This window comes from Bacillus sp. 3a (genome assembly GCF_017161885.1).
GTDB lineage: Bacteria > Bacillota > Bacilli > Bacillales > Bacillaceae > Bacillus > Bacillus safensis.
The window spans coordinates 755,494-771,455 of sequence record NZ_CP067376.1; the positions used below are offsets into that span (position 1 = coordinate 755,494).

General features: G+C 41.3%; 18 protein-coding genes. 12 read left to right on the forward strand and 6 right to left on the reverse strand.

Going from position 1 to position 15,962, the window contains the following annotated elements; translation table 11 throughout:
* The first annotated feature begins 447 nt into the window (after positions 1-447).
* From JJ692_RS03625 to JJ692_RS03650, 5 genes are all read left to right on the forward strand, one after another.
* Positions 448-1,161 carry a septation ring formation regulator EzrA gene (locus JJ692_RS03625; protein WP_225315501.1) on the forward strand — a complete coding sequence of 238 codons (714 nt, stop codon included), beginning with the start codon at positions 448-450 and terminating at the stop codon, positions 1,159-1,161.
* Positions 1,162-1,227: 66 nt separating this feature from the next.
* Entirely contained in the window at positions 1,228-2,346 is a 1,119-nt protein-coding gene (locus tag JJ692_RS03630; RefSeq protein WP_073207830.1) for a hypothetical protein, read from the forward strand.
* 456 nt (positions 2,347-2,802) lie between these two features.
* Positions 2,803-2,949 (forward strand): response regulator aspartate phosphatase, encoded by a 147-nt coding sequence (locus JJ692_RS19105; RefSeq protein ID WP_206534236.1) that lies wholly within the window; start codon positions 2,803-2,805, stop codon positions 2,947-2,949.
* 361 nt (positions 2,950-3,310) lie between these two features.
* Positions 3,311-3,565 carry a hypothetical protein gene (locus JJ692_RS03645; RefSeq protein ID WP_024423823.1) on the forward strand — a complete coding sequence of 85 codons (255 nt, stop codon included), beginning with the start codon at positions 3,311-3,313 and terminating at the stop codon, positions 3,563-3,565.
* Positions 3,566-3,721: 156 nt separating this feature from the next.
* Positions 3,722-4,795: a chitobiase/beta-hexosaminidase C-terminal domain-containing protein gene (locus tag JJ692_RS03650; RefSeq protein ID WP_206534237.1), complete on the forward strand. Its 1,074-nt coding sequence runs from the start codon at positions 3,722-3,724 to the stop codon at positions 4,793-4,795.
* Positions 4,796-4,842: 47 nt separating this feature from the next.
* Here the strand turns inward: JJ692_RS03650 and JJ692_RS03655 are convergent, their stop codons facing one another.
* Both JJ692_RS03655 and JJ692_RS03660 read right to left on the reverse strand, forming a co-directional pair.
* Complete coding sequence (locus JJ692_RS03655; RefSeq protein WP_024426411.1) at positions 4,843-5,652, reverse strand: bifunctional hydroxymethylpyrimidine kinase/phosphomethylpyrimidine kinase; 810 nt, start codon at positions 5,650-5,652, stop codon at positions 4,843-4,845.
* 125 nt (positions 5,653-5,777) lie between these two features.
* Positions 5,778-6,092, reverse strand: a complete 315-nt coding sequence (locus JJ692_RS03660; RefSeq protein WP_206534238.1) for a YflT domain-containing protein — start codon at positions 6,090-6,092, stop codon at positions 5,778-5,780.
* Positions 6,093-6,220: 128 nt separating this feature from the next.
* On the opposite strand from JJ692_RS03660, the gene JJ692_RS03665 reads away from it, so the two are divergent.
* Together JJ692_RS03665 and JJ692_RS03670 are read left to right on the forward strand one after the other, a co-directional pair.
* Positions 6,221-7,048, forward strand: coding sequence for a glycosyltransferase family 2 protein (locus JJ692_RS03665; RefSeq protein ID WP_206534239.1), 828 nt, complete (start codon positions 6,221-6,223; stop codon positions 7,046-7,048).
* A complete protein-coding gene (locus tag JJ692_RS03670; RefSeq protein ID WP_024426408.1) occupies positions 7,045-7,725 on the forward strand; it encodes a uracil-DNA glycosylase in 681 nt (226 codons plus the stop codon). Before JJ692_RS03665 ends, JJ692_RS03670 begins: the two co-directional genes overlap by 4 nt.
* A gap of 33 nt (positions 7,726-7,758) precedes the next feature.
* Here the strand turns inward: JJ692_RS03670 and JJ692_RS03675 are convergent, their stop codons facing one another.
* Positions 7,759-9,117: an aldehyde dehydrogenase gene (locus JJ692_RS03675; protein ID WP_206534240.1), complete on the reverse strand. Its 1,359-nt coding sequence runs from the start codon at positions 9,115-9,117 to the stop codon at positions 7,759-7,761.
* 170 nt (positions 9,118-9,287) lie between these two features.
* Here JJ692_RS03675 and JJ692_RS03680 point away from each other — a divergent pair, with 170 nt between their 5' ends.
* From JJ692_RS03680 to JJ692_RS03690, 3 genes are all read left to right on the forward strand, one after another.
* On the forward strand, positions 9,288-9,620 hold the full coding sequence (locus tag JJ692_RS03680; RefSeq protein WP_171464771.1) for a YwdI family protein: 333 nt from the start codon (positions 9,288-9,290) through the stop codon (positions 9,618-9,620).
* A gap of 33 nt (positions 9,621-9,653) precedes the next feature.
* The gene (locus JJ692_RS03685; RefSeq protein ID WP_024426406.1) at positions 9,654-10,961 is read left to right on the forward strand and encodes a purine/pyrimidine permease; all 1,308 of its coding nucleotides are present in this window, start codon (positions 9,654-9,656) and stop codon (positions 10,959-10,961) included.
* A 70-nt stretch (positions 10,962-11,031) separates the two neighbouring features.
* Positions 11,032-11,403 (forward strand): DUF423 domain-containing protein, encoded by a 372-nt coding sequence (locus tag JJ692_RS03690; RefSeq protein ID WP_003215282.1) that lies wholly within the window; start codon positions 11,032-11,034, stop codon positions 11,401-11,403.
* Between the two features lie 41 nt (positions 11,404-11,444).
* Here JJ692_RS03690 and JJ692_RS03695 read toward each other — a convergent pair whose 3' ends face one another.
* From JJ692_RS03695 to JJ692_RS03705, 3 genes are all read right to left on the reverse strand, one after another.
* Positions 11,445-12,062: a cupin domain-containing protein gene (locus JJ692_RS03695; protein WP_024423814.1), complete on the reverse strand. Its 618-nt coding sequence runs from the start codon at positions 12,060-12,062 to the stop codon at positions 11,445-11,447.
* A 129-nt stretch (positions 12,063-12,191) separates the two neighbouring features.
* On the reverse strand, positions 12,192-12,722 hold the full coding sequence (gerQ, locus tag JJ692_RS03700; RefSeq protein WP_024426405.1) for a spore coat protein GerQ: 531 nt from the start codon (positions 12,720-12,722) through the stop codon (positions 12,192-12,194).
* A 193-nt stretch (positions 12,723-12,915) separates the two neighbouring features.
* Positions 12,916-13,581, reverse strand: coding sequence for a YIP1 family protein (locus JJ692_RS03705; RefSeq protein WP_241258043.1), 666 nt, complete (start codon positions 13,579-13,581; stop codon positions 12,916-12,918).
* A 184-nt stretch (positions 13,582-13,765) separates the two neighbouring features.
* Here JJ692_RS03705 and JJ692_RS03710 point away from each other — a divergent pair, with 184 nt between their 5' ends.
* Complete coding sequence (locus tag JJ692_RS03710) at positions 13,766-14,536, forward strand: glycosyltransferase family 2 protein (protein ID WP_024423812.1); 771 nt, start codon at positions 13,766-13,768, stop codon at positions 14,534-14,536.
* A gap of 6 nt (positions 14,537-14,542) precedes the next feature.
* Entirely contained in the window at positions 14,543-15,955 is a 1,413-nt protein-coding gene (locus tag JJ692_RS03715; RefSeq protein WP_133744430.1) for a capsular polysaccharide export protein, LipB/KpsS family, read from the forward strand.
* Positions 15,956-15,962 lie beyond the last annotated feature (7 nt).

Genomic DNA, 15,962 nt, shown 5'->3' on the forward strand with positions numbered 1-15,962 from the left:
TAGAGAAAATGTCTACGTCTGCTACGCCTTGGTTAATTCCAAAGACAAAAAGAAGCCACTCCTAGACATTGATGTTTCAAGAGAAGAATTAGAGGAAACAGGTTGTCATCACGAGAGAGTTATCAAGATGTTGGATCGAGTAGACAATAAGAAAATGTACCTGTGTGAAAAAGAGACTAATACGAATAGTCTCTTTTTTAATTTAAAAATTCACTCAAAATTAACATGTCAATTCATTACATATTAAATATCCTTAAAATTCTATTTATGTTTACATAATCCATATTAACTAATATTATGGTAAATGTGGACCGCGCTAAAAAAGTAATTGGAGGTAGTAATACGAAAAAACGTAATGTTATTGTCACATCCTTGTTGTCAGCATCCGTGTTATTCACTGGGTTTGGATTGGGGGGAAATGCGCAAGCGAAAGAGGTATACCCTTCTATGAACACTGAAAGAGCCAAGCAAGAAATAGAAGAAATGAAAGCAGAGGGAATGACCTCTGAACAGATTAATGAGCTTTACGAGATGAGCAAAAAGGAATATGATTCTGTATCTACGGAAGCAAAAGCAGAAGCTATATTCGAAGAGTCGCAGAAAGATATCGATCAATACATCAAAGATGGAGTGATCGACGAGTATTTACCTAAGTACAATGAAGAGAAAGATAAGATGAATGTCAATGCAAAGTCCAAGACATTAGGAACTAAAGGAGATGTGTTGGTTAGCTACGACTTGGATTCAGGTAGTTCAGCGATTGGCTTTGGACATGCGGCTGTTGTGTCGAGAACTAAGACAAATACCGTAGAATCTTGGCACAAAAGTTGGAGTCCAATTAAACAGCATGGAGTTAGATTCTATAATAATACTTGGGGAAATAGAAAAAAGGTATATGGGCTGTGGGTGAAGAAGTCTAATAATACCAAATATGTAAATGCAGCTAAGTATGCAGAAAAACAAGCTAATCAAAAGAAGCCATACAATTTGAACTGGTTTGACAAGAAAACTACAAAAAAATTCTATTGCTCTCAATTAGCTTGGAGAGCTTGGAAAAATCAAGGTCACGATATCGACCATTATAAAAACGATTTAGTTGTGTCTCCAATGGAATTAGTAAACTCTAACAACACGAAGATTTTTTATCATAAAAAAAAGTAAGTTATTGAGCAGTCGGGGATTTTCCCCGATTGCTTTGCTTGTTTAAAATCGAAAGGAGATGATTGAATGAAATACTTTAAGTTATTTTTATTAGCTTGTGCCATAGCAGTTGTTTGTTCAGCATGTTCAAAGAAAGAAGAGGCTGTGGGAGACTCTTCTAAGGGAGAACTGAGCAATATGAAAGATAGTAAATTTGCTGTAATTCATTCAAAGATGATGGACAGAGGATGCGAGATAGTAAACTACAACGATACAGGGAGTAAGCTATCAAGCGTGTCATTAAAAGACTGCGTTGGATTTACTTCGTCTACTCAGAGTGATAATAATATGTACTTCTCATCTAATAGGTCTAATTATCATGTATTAATAGATAAGAATAATGGTGAGGTAAATCACCTACAAACAAAATCACTTTCAAAATCTACAGATGACGAGGGTGCATTCTTTATTAACTACTCTAATGGGTATGTATTACACGACATTAACGTTGGTTTTACAGAGAATGGCTTAGTAGGAGAATTAGTCTACTGGAAAGAAGATGGAGGCAATAAAAAACAGGTTGAACTTGAAGGATCGTTGACTTCAGCAGTATTTGAAGATGGGAAAATATATGCCGTTATTAATAATAATAACGATAGTGTTATAGCTTCTTCCATAGACTCAAAAAATCATAAAGAAAAACGAAAAGAGATAGACATGGCCTCGGTCTTCTTCCCTGACAACAATGAATCTTTGAAGTCATTAAACAATAAAGAATTGTTAGTTGCCGTAAATGATGCCGTTGATAGTAAGAAAAATTCTATGTTGGTTATACTTGACAAGAAAACTCTAGATACGAAAAGAAAGATTGTCATGGATAAAGGTTTCACTATCTACAAGATCAATGTAGACAAGGAGAGAGTTACGATAGTTTCCTATGAAGGAGAAGTCAAGACATTCAACAAAGACCTCAAAGAGATATCGTCTGAAAAAATTCCACTTCATTTTAAATCAGATGACGAACGTTTAGAAGAGGTCAAGATTTTAGGCGGCAAGATTTATGCATTGGTAAGAATGTTTGATAGAGATAAGGATGGAGTTATTGGCAGAATTATTGAATATAATATTGAAAGCAAAGACTCCAAAGAAATATCTCTAAAATCTGATAGAGATTGGGAAATGACAAGCATGGAAGTTATAAGATAGCTGTATAGGAGAGTGGAGTATATTAACTTACATTATCTTCAACCCATGGGTCTTGTGTTATTCACATTGCCGTTGTTGTATTTAACTTGGGGGGGTATTGGCTATTTAATTTTTAAGAAGGTTTATGTGGTTCTAATGATCACATTTATCACATCAACCATTTTCATATTTGCCTATACTGGTTTTGACATGTCAAATATGTATTGGGTAGGGATTATGACTTTTATATGCATGTGTACCACTGTAATTACAAAAATTATTCGAGACGTGTATTATGGCTATAAAAGAACATAGTAACCAGTCAAAGCTTGTGTTCACGAACATGAGCTTTATTTATTTTAACATTTGTATTAATTATTTTTTACATACTTGTAATAATGAAAATAAAGGGAAAATGATAGGGGGAGGTCTGTTTGGCAGAGAAAGTAGCAAGCCCACTTGTTGCTAAGATGATCGGTGATTGGAACGGAACAGGACATACTAAATGCAGAAAGTAAAAGAAAAGAGATTGTAATAGCCCGCAAAAATATGGAAGAAGACCAAAATGTCTTAATATACTTTAGCTTGATTGATGCCAGGTACAAAATGATGGTTCAGGAATAGAAAGAGGATAAACTCAATCGGAACTGTCGTTCATTTTTGCAAAAAATAAATGTTGCTTGTGAAAAAATGTTCGGATTATGGTAGGCTTTTTTTCATTAAAACACTTCATCATACTTACGCAAAAAATTTTAGAAAAACATGGATTTCTCTACAATCTAAGCAGATCAATGATCTGCTTTTTTCTAGTGAGATCAGCCTGTATCTTAAAGCCTATAACGTGTATATACAAGGTTGGCCTAAAGCGGTTTGATGACGTTTTACATATATGATAACAGGTGGAATTATGGTATCATTTTAAAATATATACAGCTGAGGCTGACGTTTATCCAAATGCGGTAGGACAAAAAAAGGGGTTGTTTACTTGAATTCAAAACAGCAGCCGACGACTAGAAAACGCTTGGAGACAATGGCAGATCATGTTGAAGATAAACGTGAAGAATATAAAGAATTGCTCATTCAAGTTCAATCTATTCTCGGTGAACCTTCTTTAGAGCAGGAAGAAGTGAAAGAGAAGCTGTCAGATACGTATAAACAAATGAAAGAATATGCTTTATTTGTTGAATCCATTGAAGCCTTTATTCGAAAAATGGCGAAAGAGTCCGATCAGCAAAAATAGGCATTCATGTATGGATAAAAGAGTGTACCTGCGTGCGGGTACGCTTTTTTGTATTATGTCTGATTATTCAGGAATTTAAATGAAAGCGTTGACATTTGTATTGTCATGATCAATAATAAATAAAAAATTCATCTGAGCATGTACAGGAGGAACGATATGAACCATACAACTAAGAAATGCCTGATCACCTTTATGATTGTCCTATTTTCTATGAGTTTTCTTTTTCCTTCCGTTTCTTCTGCCCGAAATCATACGTCGTATGCTGCATCAACTGCTTCAGTCCCATCTGGTCAATATTATCGTTCACAAGAGGTAGCTCTGCATTCTCACGTTCAAAAAGCTTCTCTTTATTACACAACAGATGGCAGCCAGCCGACAACTCAAAGTCAGTTATACAAAAAGCCCATTCATATCGAAACTGATACGACTTTAAAAGTAAGCGTTTACAAGAAAAACCGCCGCCTTTCCACGTCTACGTACAATTATCGCTTTGTCACACGAGAGGACATTGCATCATCTTTTTTATCTTTCGAATACAAAGGAATGCCTTATCGGCTGTATATTCCAAAAAACCATAAAAGGGGTAAAGCCTATCCTCTCGTCCTATTCTTACATGGAGGCGGGGAGAGGGGAACAGACAATCAAAAGCAGTTACTTGCGAATGATGGTGCAGTTTTATGGGCTTCTCCTGAAGTCCAAAAGAAACATCCTTCGTATGTACTTGCACCTCAGGCGCGAGATGCTGTCGATGGAGGCTTTGCTTTAACAAGAAATTTGCAAAATGAAATTGATCTGACGAACGTGTTTCAATTTTCACCAGATTTACACAAAGCTTATGATGTCCTTCAGCATGTGTTAACTTCTTATCAGATTGATCAGAAAAGAATTTATGCGACGGGTTTATCACAAGGTGGATTTGGCACGTACCAGTTGAACATCACATATCCTCGTTTGTTTGCAGCAATGATTCCTATTGCGGGGGGAGCAGATCCAAGCAAGGCAGGAATTTTAGCAAACAAGCCAATATGGGCATTTCATGCAGAAGATGATTCCATTATCCCTATCAGCTATGCAAGAAATACCATTCAAGCTATTCAAAAAGCTGGCGGCCAGCCGCTTTATACGGAGTATGCAAGTAAGTATGGATATGACCATGCATCATGGACGCCTGCTTATGAGACGCCAGGCTTAACAGATTGGCTGTTTGCACAGAGACGAAGCTTTCGATAAACAAAAACCGATTCACCTCCTAACAAGGCGAATCGGTTTTTTCTGTTTTATTTGTCAAAACGATGAGCAGAATGCTTTGTTGGTCCAATGTATTCGTTTAGCTGGAAAGAGCCTTTAATGGCAGCCGTGATGAATTCTTTTGCTGCATAAATGGCTTCTTTCACGTCTGATCCATTCGCTAGTTCAGCTGTGACTGCTGCTGAGAATGTGCAGCCTGCGCCGTGTGTGTATTCTGTGTCGATTTTATCTGTTTCAAGGCGTTCGAAGGTTTGTCCATCATAAAGCAAATCGATGGCTTTGTCTTCGCTTAGCTTACCGCCTCCAGTGATGACCACATACTTTGCACCAAGTTCGTGAATGCGTTTTGCTGCTTCTTCCATTTGTTCGATCGTTTTGATCTCGCCGATTCCGCTTAATTGACCTGCTTCGAAAAGATTAGGTGTGATAACGGTTGCGAGTGGCGTGAGCTTTTCACGCAGTGCTTCCGCGTGCTCTGGGTAAAGGACTTCGTTTGCACCCTTACAAACCATAACAGGATCAATGACGACATTTTTAAGGTCATATGTTTTGATGGTGTCAGCTGCAAGCTCAATCACGTCGACGGTAGGAAGCATACCCGTTTTCAGTGCATCTACACCAATGCCTTCTACAATGGTAGAGAGCTGCGCGCGAATTGTCGCCGTATCAATTGGAAACACCTGATGATCCCAATGATTATGTGGGTCCATTGCAACGACAACGGTTAAAGCTGTCATCCCGTAGACGTTTTTTTCTTGAAACGTTTTTAAATCTGCTTGGATACCTGCACCGCCGCTTGAATCCGAACCTGCGATGGTGAGTGCTTTATTCATAGACATAGTTGCTGAACCTCCAATGTGATGTGTAGCAGTTATTGTTCTATCCCTTATTATAATCAGCTTTTCCGTTTATCACAATGAAACGGCATAAAAAAGCGTTCCTCTCTTCGGAACGCCTCTCTTTCTTACCTTTTACAAATCACCAATTTCCCTTTTTTCATCTCGTCTAAAAGCGTTAAGGCTAACTCTTGATCGGCCCCAGTTGACATCATTTTGGCCATCAGTTCATCATCCCGGGTGCGAATGACATTGGCGACTTGATCCAAAATTCCTTGATCGACCGCTGTCATGCTTTTGGCGTCTGTATGCTCTGTTACGGTATCAGAGCGTTCTGGGTCGTAGGCAAAAACAAAAACAGCGTCCTTTGATGATCCCGATGAATGAATGTGGTCAATGGTCTGTTTTGCTTCTTTACTATTCTCCACCGTGATATATTCCATCATCATCACTCCTTTTCATCAAAAATTCCCATTTTCCCATCAAATCAAACCGCCTTTTATATCATGAGAAGTAAGTCAATTTATGTTTTAATGGAAAAAGACGAATCTATTAAAGGAGTAAGCTGCATATGAAGATTTCCTTATTAATTGTGACACATAACCGGCTCAGCGCACTGTGTGAGCTGCTTGAATCCATTACAAGACAAACCGTACCGCCTTTTGAAATTGTTGTCGTCAATGATGCAGGAGAGCGAGTCGACATCATTCAGGAACTTTACCCTGAGCTTCCGATCCGCTTGATTCATTTAGATGAGAATGTCCAGCATGTGAATGCCAGAAATGTGGGAGTGCGGGAGCTGACAGGCGACGTCATCATGCTGAGTGACGACGATGATTACTTCACACCTTGTCATATCGAACGCATGAGCAAGGCGCTGGAGGATGCCGATTTTGTCTTTTCTGATGCAGAAATTGTATCATTTGAAGAAAAAGGCGCGACCCGTTTTCCACTGTCGAGACGTTTGTTTGCTTATACAGCAGATATTGAGGATATGCGTGTCTTTTCTACATATGTTCCTTCAGGCAGTATGTACAAACGCTGTATACACGATGAGATTGGCTATTTTGATCCAGCGATGCATCATTATTGGGACTGGGACTTCTTTTTGCGTGTATCACAGCATGCCCGAGTGAAACGAGTGCCAGCTGCGAGCGTGATCTATGCGTTTTTTGACGGCGGTGGAAATCAATCTAGTGATCTTGGTGAAACAAGGAAAAACTACTTAGATGATTTAAGTGAAAAGCATGAACTGGGCGATCTGCCGACAGCGAACTTTGCGATATTATTAGAAGAACCAGCGATGAAAAAAAGAGAATCAGAGAGTGAGATTGTGTGGGATGGAAAACCGATGATCTCCAGACTAGCGCAGCAAGTAGAAGGAGGAAAACCACAATGAAGCCATTTTTAAATGATAGCTGGTGGGCTGTGATGAAAAGTGAATTTGAACAGCCGTATTATCAGGAATTACGTGAATGGATGAAGGAAGAATATCGCACGCAGACTGTTTTTCCAAAACCAGATGACGTGTATCGTGCTCTTCATTTGACGTCATATGAAAAGGTCAAAGTGGTGATTTTAGGACAAGACCCTTATCATGGCCCAGGGCAGGCACATGGATTAAGCTTTTCTGTTCAGCCGGGCGTCAAACATCCGCCATCTTTGAGAAATATTTTTCAGGAGCTAAAGGATGATCTTGGTTGTCCTGTTCCAAACCACGGCTCACTTGTCAGCTGGGCAGAGCAGGGTGTGCTGCTTTTAAACACTGTGCTGACTGTGAGAAAGGGCGAGGCGAATTCTCATAAAGGCAAGGGCTGGGAACGTGTGACAGACCGCGTGATTGATGTGCTGAATCAGCGTGAACAGCCCGTCGTTTTTGTGTTATGGGGAAGACATGCTCAAAACAAGAAAGAACGCATTGATCAAAACAAGCATTTTATCATTGAGTCACCTCATCCAAGTCCTTTTTCTGCAAGAAACGGCTTTTTTGGCAGCCGGCCGTTTTCAAAGGTAAACGCGTATTTAAAGCAAATGGGGATTGAAGAAATCAATTGGTGTATCAAGGATATTGAATGAAAATAGGACGAGGGGAGAGACCCTTCGTCCTGTTTATTTTAAAAATTTACGAACCAAGTCGAGTCCGTTTTTCGCATTTGGATAACGGAAGGAAAAATCGAAGCGATTGGTTTGCCGCAGGACACTTTTTTCATGCGTAAAAGTAAAGAAGCTGTCCTTCCCGTGATATCGCCCCATGCCGCTTTCGCCGACGCCTCCGAATGGCAGATAAGGTGTAGCGACATGCATAAGCGTGTCATTGATACATCCTCCGCCAAATGAGAGGTTGTCTAGAATATAGGTTTCTGTTTCTTTATTTGTTGTAAATAAGTAAAGCGCAAGCGGCTTTGGCCTTGCTTTGATCATATGAACTGCTTCATGCAGAGAATCAAAGGTCATGACAGGCAGAATCGGTCCGAAAATTTCCTCCTGCATGACAGGATCCTCCCATGTGATGTGGTCTAAAATGGTCGGAGCGATTTTGAGCTCCTGTTCATTGCGCTGTCCACCTGTGACGATCGTTCCAATTGAGAGAAATTGTGTAAGCCTGTCAAAATGACGCTGGCTGACATTTTTTCCAAAGTGCGGATGCGTTTCGGGATGTTCACCATAAAAGTCACGGATACAGGCTGTCATTTCTCGCAAAAGTTCCTCTTTGATGGATTCATGAACGAGCAAATAGTCTGGTGCAATGCAGGTTTGCCCTGCATTGGTGAATTTTCCAAAGGTGATCCGCTTCGCTGCTAATTTGATGTCGGCATCAGGCATGACGATGCTGGGACTTTTTCCGCCAAGCTCAAGTGTGACAGGGGTCAAATGTTTTGCGGCGGCTTCCATGACGACTTTGCCGACTGCCACACTTCCAGTAAAGAAGATATAATCAAAGGGCAGCTTCAGCAGTTCTGTACTGACTTCAACACCGCCCTCTACGACAGCCGCATGGTCTTCTTGAAATACATGTTTGATGATAGTGCTGATCACTTGTGAGACTGCCGGCGTCAGCTCAGACGGCTTTAAAATCACAGCATTTCCCGCAGAAATCGCGCCGACTAATGGAGAAAGGGCCAATTGGAAAGGATAGTTCCAAGGAGCAATGATGAGCACACTTCCATAGGGTTCCTTGATGATCATGCTTTTTGATCCGATATGAGTCAGCGGTGTTTTCACGCGAGTTGGCTTCGCCCATTTGTGAAGGTGCTTGAGGGTATGATTGATTTCTTCATACACTATCCCGATCTCTGTTGTATAGGCTTCCTGTTCGGATTTATGTAAATCATGGGCTAAGGCCTGTAAAATATCCTTTTCATGCTGTTTGATTGCTGCTTTTAAGTCTTGAAGAATGCGGATGCGTTCTTGAACCGCTGGCTTCTGAAAGACTTTTTGTTTCTGAAATAGAGCAGTGAGCTTGTCCATTATTCAATCCTTTCATAGACGATGTTGTTTCTTTTATTATGTGTGAATGAAGATGACGGGTCAAATAAGAGAGTCGTGAGCGCACTGCTTTGAAAAAATGAACCCATTTGGTTTGTTCATTTGGTAAAATAATGTTGAAAAGAGATTTTTTTAGATTGGAGGGTCTACCCTTGAATATTCATATATCAAGCCTGCTTCAAAAAATGGAGGAAGCGGTTCAAAAAGCAAAACAAAGTGGGAATGATGAAGAGGTGAAACGTCAAGTGGCGGCCATTTCTTCACTATGTGATGTCATTCTCGACGCACCATCACAGGTGCAAATGCCGCAGTCGCCGGTCATTTCACCACCTTCATCGATACATACACCATCAGCACCATCTGTGTCTGCAGATCAAGCCATGCTGGAGAAACTCATGGGCACAAGTGGCGCGAAGAAATTTCAGCAAAATGATGAGGGTCAAAAAGAGAAGAACGGGAACGGCGACTCTATTTTTGATTTTTAATGGTCTTGTCACGACAAAGGGAAGGTGATCGGTTTGAAACTATTTTTGGGCGCCATTCAGTGGATGGCATTTTTTATCGCAGCTTCTATTGCCGTACCAATTGCGATTGCACAAGCATTTGAATTGAACCAAGTGCAATCGGCGGAGCTGATTCAAAGTACTTTCTTTTCACTTGGTCTTGTTGCAATGGTGCAGTGTTTATGCGGCCATATGCTGCCGATTAATGAAAGTCCAGCAGGGCTTTGGTGGGGTGTGTATACCCTTTATGCCGGCATGACAGGTACAATCTTTGCGACGTATCCTGAAACCCTGCAAGCATTACAAGGGGCTTTAATTTTTAGTGCTGTTTTCTTTTTTATTTTTAGTCTATTTAAAATCATCAATTGGCTCGCGTCTTTATTTACGCCAGTCGTCACAGGCATTTACCTGCTGCTGCTTGTTGTGCAGCTAAGTCAGCCAATTATGAAAGGGCTGATGGGCATCGGCTATCGGGGAAATCAAGTAGACGGGCTTGTCTTTTGCTTATCGATCTTGATTATTATCCTCACCTTCATGATCAGCCGCTCAAAATGGCATTACTTGAGACAGTTTTCTGTGTTATTCGCACTTGCAGGCGGATGGCTGTTATTCGCTCTACTCGGATTGGCGAAGCCGGTTCGAATTCCAGAACAAATCATCGAGTTTCCGAAGCTGTTTCCATTCGGTATGCCGGTCTTTGACAGTGGATTGCTTGTCACGTCCTTTTTTATAACGATTTTACTCATTGTGAACATGCTGGCAAGTATTCGAATTGTGGAAAGCTCAGTGAAGGCATTTGGTGAACTGCGTGAGCGGAAAAGAGCACGTCCTGCCGGTTTTGTCGCAGCATTTGGCCATTTACTAAGCGGTCTGATCGGGGCGATTGCGCCTGTACCTATTTCTGGGGCAGCCGGATTTATCCAGACAACCAAAATTCCTTCGAGAAAGCCTTTTTTCATAGGAAGTCTGCTTGTTGTTCTTATTAGTTTGTTTCCCCTGCTCATGAGCTTTTTCTCTGCATTGCCATCACCTGTGGGGCTTGCTGTAAACTTTGTGGTCTTCTCTTCTATGATTGGGATTGCGATGTCGGAGTTTGATCAGTATGAGAAAGAAGAAATTCCGCGCATTCGCTTTGTTCTTGGGATTGCTGTTTTAGCAGGCGTAGGGGCGATGTTTGTGCCTCAGGGGGCCTTGAAAGGGATGCATCCTGTGCTCATTTCATTATTAAGCAACGGTCTTGTTCTAGGCACACTCATTGCGATCGTGGTCGACCAAGTCTTGTTACGAAAGAAAAAGAAATCCGACAATCTCGTGTCAACGTAAAGGGAAAGTTGAATGTCGCCCTTCACCCGCGCTATGATAAATATAATTGACGAGATAAGGAGAATGACGAATGAAACTATTTTTCATTTTAGGTGCCATTAACGCCATGCTTGCTGTTGGACTTGGAGCCTTCGGTGCGCACGGTCTAGAAGGGAAAATCCCTGAAAAATATATAGAAATATGGAATAAAGGTGTTCAATATCAGATGTTCCATGCGATAGGACTATTTATTGTCGCCTTTCTTGCAGATAAGCTATCAGGTGTTTCCCTAGTTCCAACCGCTGGCTGGGTGATGCTTGCAGGCATCCTTTTCTTCTCAGGAAGCCTTTATGTGCTGGCATTGACGCAGGTGAAGATTCTAGGTGCCATTACTCCTATTGGCGGAGTAGCATTTATCGCCTCTTGGATCATGCTTGTCATTGCAGCAGCAAAAAATTTATAAGCCAATAAACCGATGCTCTCATAGGGGCATCGGTTTTTTTCTTAACTCCAGTAAGGGGTATAGTTGGGCGGTGCTTGATAATATGGGACGTAGTGAGATGGAGGGACAGGATGCGTTTGAGACTCTTCCTCCCGGTGGCAAAATGGTCCGATAAACACACTTGGTTTCACAGGCTTTATCGCCTGCTTCCACTGTGTTTCGTTCATGCAATAAGTATGGGCCATGATGTGAGAAGGGGTGAGGGTGAGAAGGTCTGAGCCTAGGATCACTTCAGGTGTAGATGCGTTAAAAATAGCTAACAAATGAGTTCTGTCTTGGAGAGCGACTTCATAGTGCCACCAGCCTTGAGGCACGTTTGCCACCTGTCCAGGTGTGATGGTGTAGGTGTGCAGTTTTTTTGTAAATGGATTCAGCATCGATACGGCAGCAGAACCGGCTATACAATAAACAAGCTCTGCGGCATTTTGATGATAATGAGGCTCTACGACTTTGCTTTTACTCAAATATATATCCAGCAGGGACACTTGATCCAACGAGTTTAATTGTTTTTTTCCTAACACATTAATCAGGTTATGCTGATCGAATTTCACAAGGGGGCTTTGATTCAGGTCGTATGAAAATTTGACATTTGGTGATGTATAATCCAGCTCAACAGTCATTGATGTCACCTCTAGGCTTTTGATAAAAACTACTAGGCATTTTATGAGCAGCGCCCTAGAGGTGTGACAAAAACCTAGACAAAAGAAAAAAGCAAGGGCACCTGAGCCTTGCTTTTGCCATGCTTGACGTTATCTCGGAGAATATGTTGACATCGAATAAGGATAATCATATTGAATTTCTCCATCAAACGTAATGTAATCAAGATAGATTGTTAATAGTAAGTATCGTGTTCCTGTCTTATTATCACTAATGATAATGTGGTCACGCCCTGCAGCTTCTATGACGCCTCTAAAAATCTTCGAATTCCATTCCTTGCTCGCCTCAAACGTCATATAAATCGTGGCTACCTTGCCGCGGTTCAATCGTAAAATATTTTCAATATAGGACTGCTCAATAGGCAGCTGCCCGGTGACATTCTGCTGATAAACCGGTCCAGAAGGAATTTGATAGGGCTGACCGCCGCCCTGCGTTCCTTGGCCTCCTTGTGAAGTACCGGTTGACGGCATTGGTGAAAACCCCTGCTGCATTTGACCCTGCGTTTGGGGAGGGACTGAATAACCCATCTGCTGCGCAGGATACGGATTTGCTCCATATTGTTGCTGGCGGAAATCTTGACCTTCGAAACCCGAACCTTGCCCAAATTGATTTTTCAATTTCATAACGTTCCTCCTCTTTCCTCATGGTGTTCTAAACAGAAGGCGCTAAAGCACCTGTTGTTTCCATAGCATTCTTTCTCTCTTTCACACTATGAGACAGGAGGGGAGAATATGTACATTGAACGAAAAAAAGGAACTGCTATGCAATTCCTCAGCGTGAAGACAATCCCTCGTATTCTATCGGTACTCGTCCTGTTTACATGATCCAGTTTATCGCGTGCTGAATATCAAATAAAAGTGTCATGATGAGAAAAAACGCGGCGGGCGGTGTAATCACAATGATGAAGGCTTGCCATAATCTGAGCTTCATCACAGCGACAATGCCTAAAACAGCCATTCCCAATATCCACGTCTTAGCATATGCTTCCGTAAGAGGTAAAAGATCGAGATAATACCATACTTCATAATGCTGATCTAAATATGGTGAGATTTTAACAAACGTATACGGACCTAGCATCCCAACAGTGAAAATCCAACTAAGTGAAAATAAAGCAGAAGGGAAAAAGACCGTCAGTGTGCAGGCTTTGAGTATATCTCGATACGCCGTTTGACAGCCGAAAAAGAGACGTCCTAACCACTTGATGATGAGGACACCGAAAAATAGAATCATATTGCCTGCCAAAATACCATATCCCGCTCCTTGTAACAGAATAAAAGGGAATGGAATATGATTGCCCATATACTCGCTAAAATACCCTTCGTAGATCCAGCCCGTACCGGCGATACTTGCAAGGAGCATCATCAGCCAAATGGGAATATTGGAATGTTGATATGAGCGAATAATCGTTTTTGTCGCGACGAAAATTTTAAAAAATCGAAAAAATCCTTTTACTTCCTCTTCTTGGGAGTGATCATTCTTCATAGCTTCCAATGTTCTTTACTCCTTTAATACACACAAATGATTACTTATATTACCAAAAAGTTCGCATTTTTCAAAGATAGATCAATAAAAAAATACAATTTTATAAAAAATAGGTCACTCTACAGTCTCTTTAAGAGGAGACACATATGATAAACATAGTTTGAAAGAGACCGAGGTGAAAACTTTGACAAAAGTAACTGTCATTATGACGAGCTACAACAAGGCGGCTTACGTCGGCAGATCGATTGAAGCGGTCCTGCAGCAGACGCTGTCAGACTTTGAACTTTTTATCATGGATGATGGATCAAACGAAAAAACCCTTGCTGCTATTGAACCGTTTCGCAAAGATCCCCGCGTTCATTTTATCCAAAGCGGTGTCAAAACGCTGGAAGAGAGAACAGCGAAAACTCGCTACGCCGTGCTGATTAATCAAGCATTAGAACTGGCAAAAGGGGAGTATATTTCCTATGCCACAGATGACAATGTCTACGCCCCGGACCGTTTAGAGAAGCTCACTCATTATCTAGATGCCCATCCAGGTAAGGATATTGTCTATTCTAGTTCTAAAGTGATCTATTTAAATAGCAAAAAAGAGCCAGTGAAGGAAACGATTCGGCCGGCGCAAACAGTGCAATGGAATGCCCCCTGCGCCATAGATCATTGCTCGGTCGTGCATCGTACATCCATTTTATCAAAAATTCATGAGGAATTTGGGTCTTACTGGGACGAGAGTCCGCATTTTTATCGAATAGGGGATGCCCGTTTCTTTTTCCGGTTAAATCATTTTTATCCGTTCTATCCCTTTGATGAAATATTAGATACAAATTACATTACAGAACAGTCCATTCATTATCAGCTGGCAGAAGAAGAGAAAAGTGCCTTTATTCAAGCACTTCCCGAGCAGTCCACCTGCTGGGAGCTTCGCAGTATATTAAAACAAAGACATGGGAGGTGACCTGAAGTGACGCACTATATTCATCATTATTGGCAGGTGTATTTTGAGTATGTGAATCTGATGAAGGATTTGTCCTACAAGCAAATTCCTCTTGGGCTGATCAGTAATTTTTATCAATATATCAGTCCTGAAGTGAGGGAACGCATGGAAGATGAGGCATTCGGTCAAGAACTGACAACCGCTTGTCCATTACCGGAAGAGATTCAGCCATTTTTTGATCAGCATAAACAGCAGATCAAGCGTATTGATTATCGTCCGGCGAATGGAAAGGTATTGCTTCACTTTGAACACCTGCGTTTTACGGAACAAAATTACACGCGGTTCCATCCAAACCAAACGGTGGTGCTCGCTCGCTGGAAGAAGGCGGATTATTACGGATTACCCGTGATCAGTAAGCCGGAATTAGCCGGAGAGGTTAATAAAGAAGCCCACGCTGAATATATTGAAAAAGCAAATGCTCTTCTTAAACCTTACGCTCACCACCCTGTCTTTGGCAATGTCTTTTTTAGAGAAAAACTGCGAAAGGACATTGTGCAATTTATTGATGTCATTGACCAGATAGAAATGCTATTTCAAATGCAGCCGATTGCAGCTGTTATTGTTGGAACGACAGAGGATGTCTACAGCCGCGTACTCGCTTTGCAAACAGTGAAACGCCAGCTTACGAGTATCTGTCTTCAGCATGGCGCGCTTATGGGAGACGAAGCCTTTTTACCGATTTTTACGACTTGCCATGGGGTGTTTGGAAAGTATGAAAAGGATTGGTATGTAGACAAAGGCTGTCAGCCGGAACAGGTGGAAATCACAGGTCATCCGAGGTTTGATTTGGTGAAGGAGCGAACGCCGCTTCAACAGGATCTCATTTTTCGTAAATTGAATTTCAGTCCGGCTAAAAAGACTGTGCTTGTGGCAACGCAGCCGTTTTCTGAAGCCTTTTATGGCGATGTTCTTAAAACGATCGCCAAACGGAAAGACATTCAGCTGATCATGAAGCCGCATCCTTGGGAAATTGCTCGAAATCGATTAAATGACTATGTGTCTATTGAACGAGCGGGAAATCATGTGAAATTGATTAAAAAAGAAATTGATCTGTATGACCTGCTGCCATATGTGGATATCGTGATTACGCTCACATCCACAGTTGGTCTTGAAGCGATGCTTTTTGAAAAGAGTGTGCTGATCGGGAAAATGACAGAAGGCAGAAGATACCCATATTACGAGTCGCTTGGCAGCTATCATATGGAAAACCCTGTTGAACTAGCTGAGAAAGCCATTCGTATTTTGTCGGATGAACAAGAGATGAAACTGGCAAAGCAGCAAGGAGCACAGTTCATTAAACAGCATTATCCGCATGCGCGATCTATCGATGTTCTGCTTTCTCTGCTCAAAACAAAAACTGGTGTGGATTTTCAGAGATGAAGATAGG

What these genes read in the sequence shown, in the direction of transcription:
- JJ692_RS03695 (WP_024423814.1), bottom strand. Translation starts at nt 12,062, where the DNA reads ATGACTGTTGAGCTGGATTATACATCACCAAATGTCAAATTTTCATAC.
- JJ692_RS03625 (WP_225315501.1), top strand. Translation starts at nt 448, where the DNA reads ATGAACACTGAAAGAGCCAAGCAAGAAATAGAAGAAATGAAAGCAGAG.
- JJ692_RS03675 (WP_206534240.1), bottom strand. Translation starts at nt 9,117, where the DNA reads ATGGACAAGCTCACTGCTCTATTTCAGAAACAAAAAGTCTTTCAGAAG.
- JJ692_RS03630 (WP_073207830.1), top strand. Translation starts at nt 1,228, where the DNA reads ATGAAATACTTTAAGTTATTTTTATTAGCTTGTGCCATAGCAGTTGTT.
- gerQ (WP_024426405.1), bottom strand. Translation starts at nt 12,722, where the DNA reads ATGAAATTGAAAAATCAATTTGGGCAAGGTTCGGGTTTCGAAGGTCAA.
- JJ692_RS03690 (WP_003215282.1), top strand. Translation starts at nt 11,032, where the DNA reads ATGAAACTATTTTTCATTTTAGGTGCCATTAACGCCATGCTTGCTGTT.
- JJ692_RS03705 (WP_241258043.1), bottom strand. Translation starts at nt 13,581, where the DNA reads ATGAAGAATGATCACTCCCAAGAAGAGGAAGTAAAAGGATTTTTTCGA.
- JJ692_RS03650 (WP_206534237.1), top strand. Translation starts at nt 3,722, where the DNA reads ATGAACCATACAACTAAGAAATGCCTGATCACCTTTATGATTGTCCTA.
- JJ692_RS03655 (WP_024426411.1), bottom strand. Translation starts at nt 5,652, where the DNA reads ATGTCTATGAATAAAGCACTCACCATCGCAGGTTCGGATTCAAGCGGC.
- JJ692_RS03660 (WP_206534238.1), bottom strand. Translation starts at nt 6,092, where the DNA reads ATGGAATATATCACGGTGGAGAATAGTAAAGAAGCAAAACAGACCATT.
- JJ692_RS03670 (WP_024426408.1), top strand. Translation starts at nt 7,045, where the DNA reads ATGAAGCCATTTTTAAATGATAGCTGGTGGGCTGTGATGAAAAGTGAA.
- JJ692_RS03665 (WP_206534239.1), top strand. Translation starts at nt 6,221, where the DNA reads ATGAAGATTTCCTTATTAATTGTGACACATAACCGGCTCAGCGCACTG.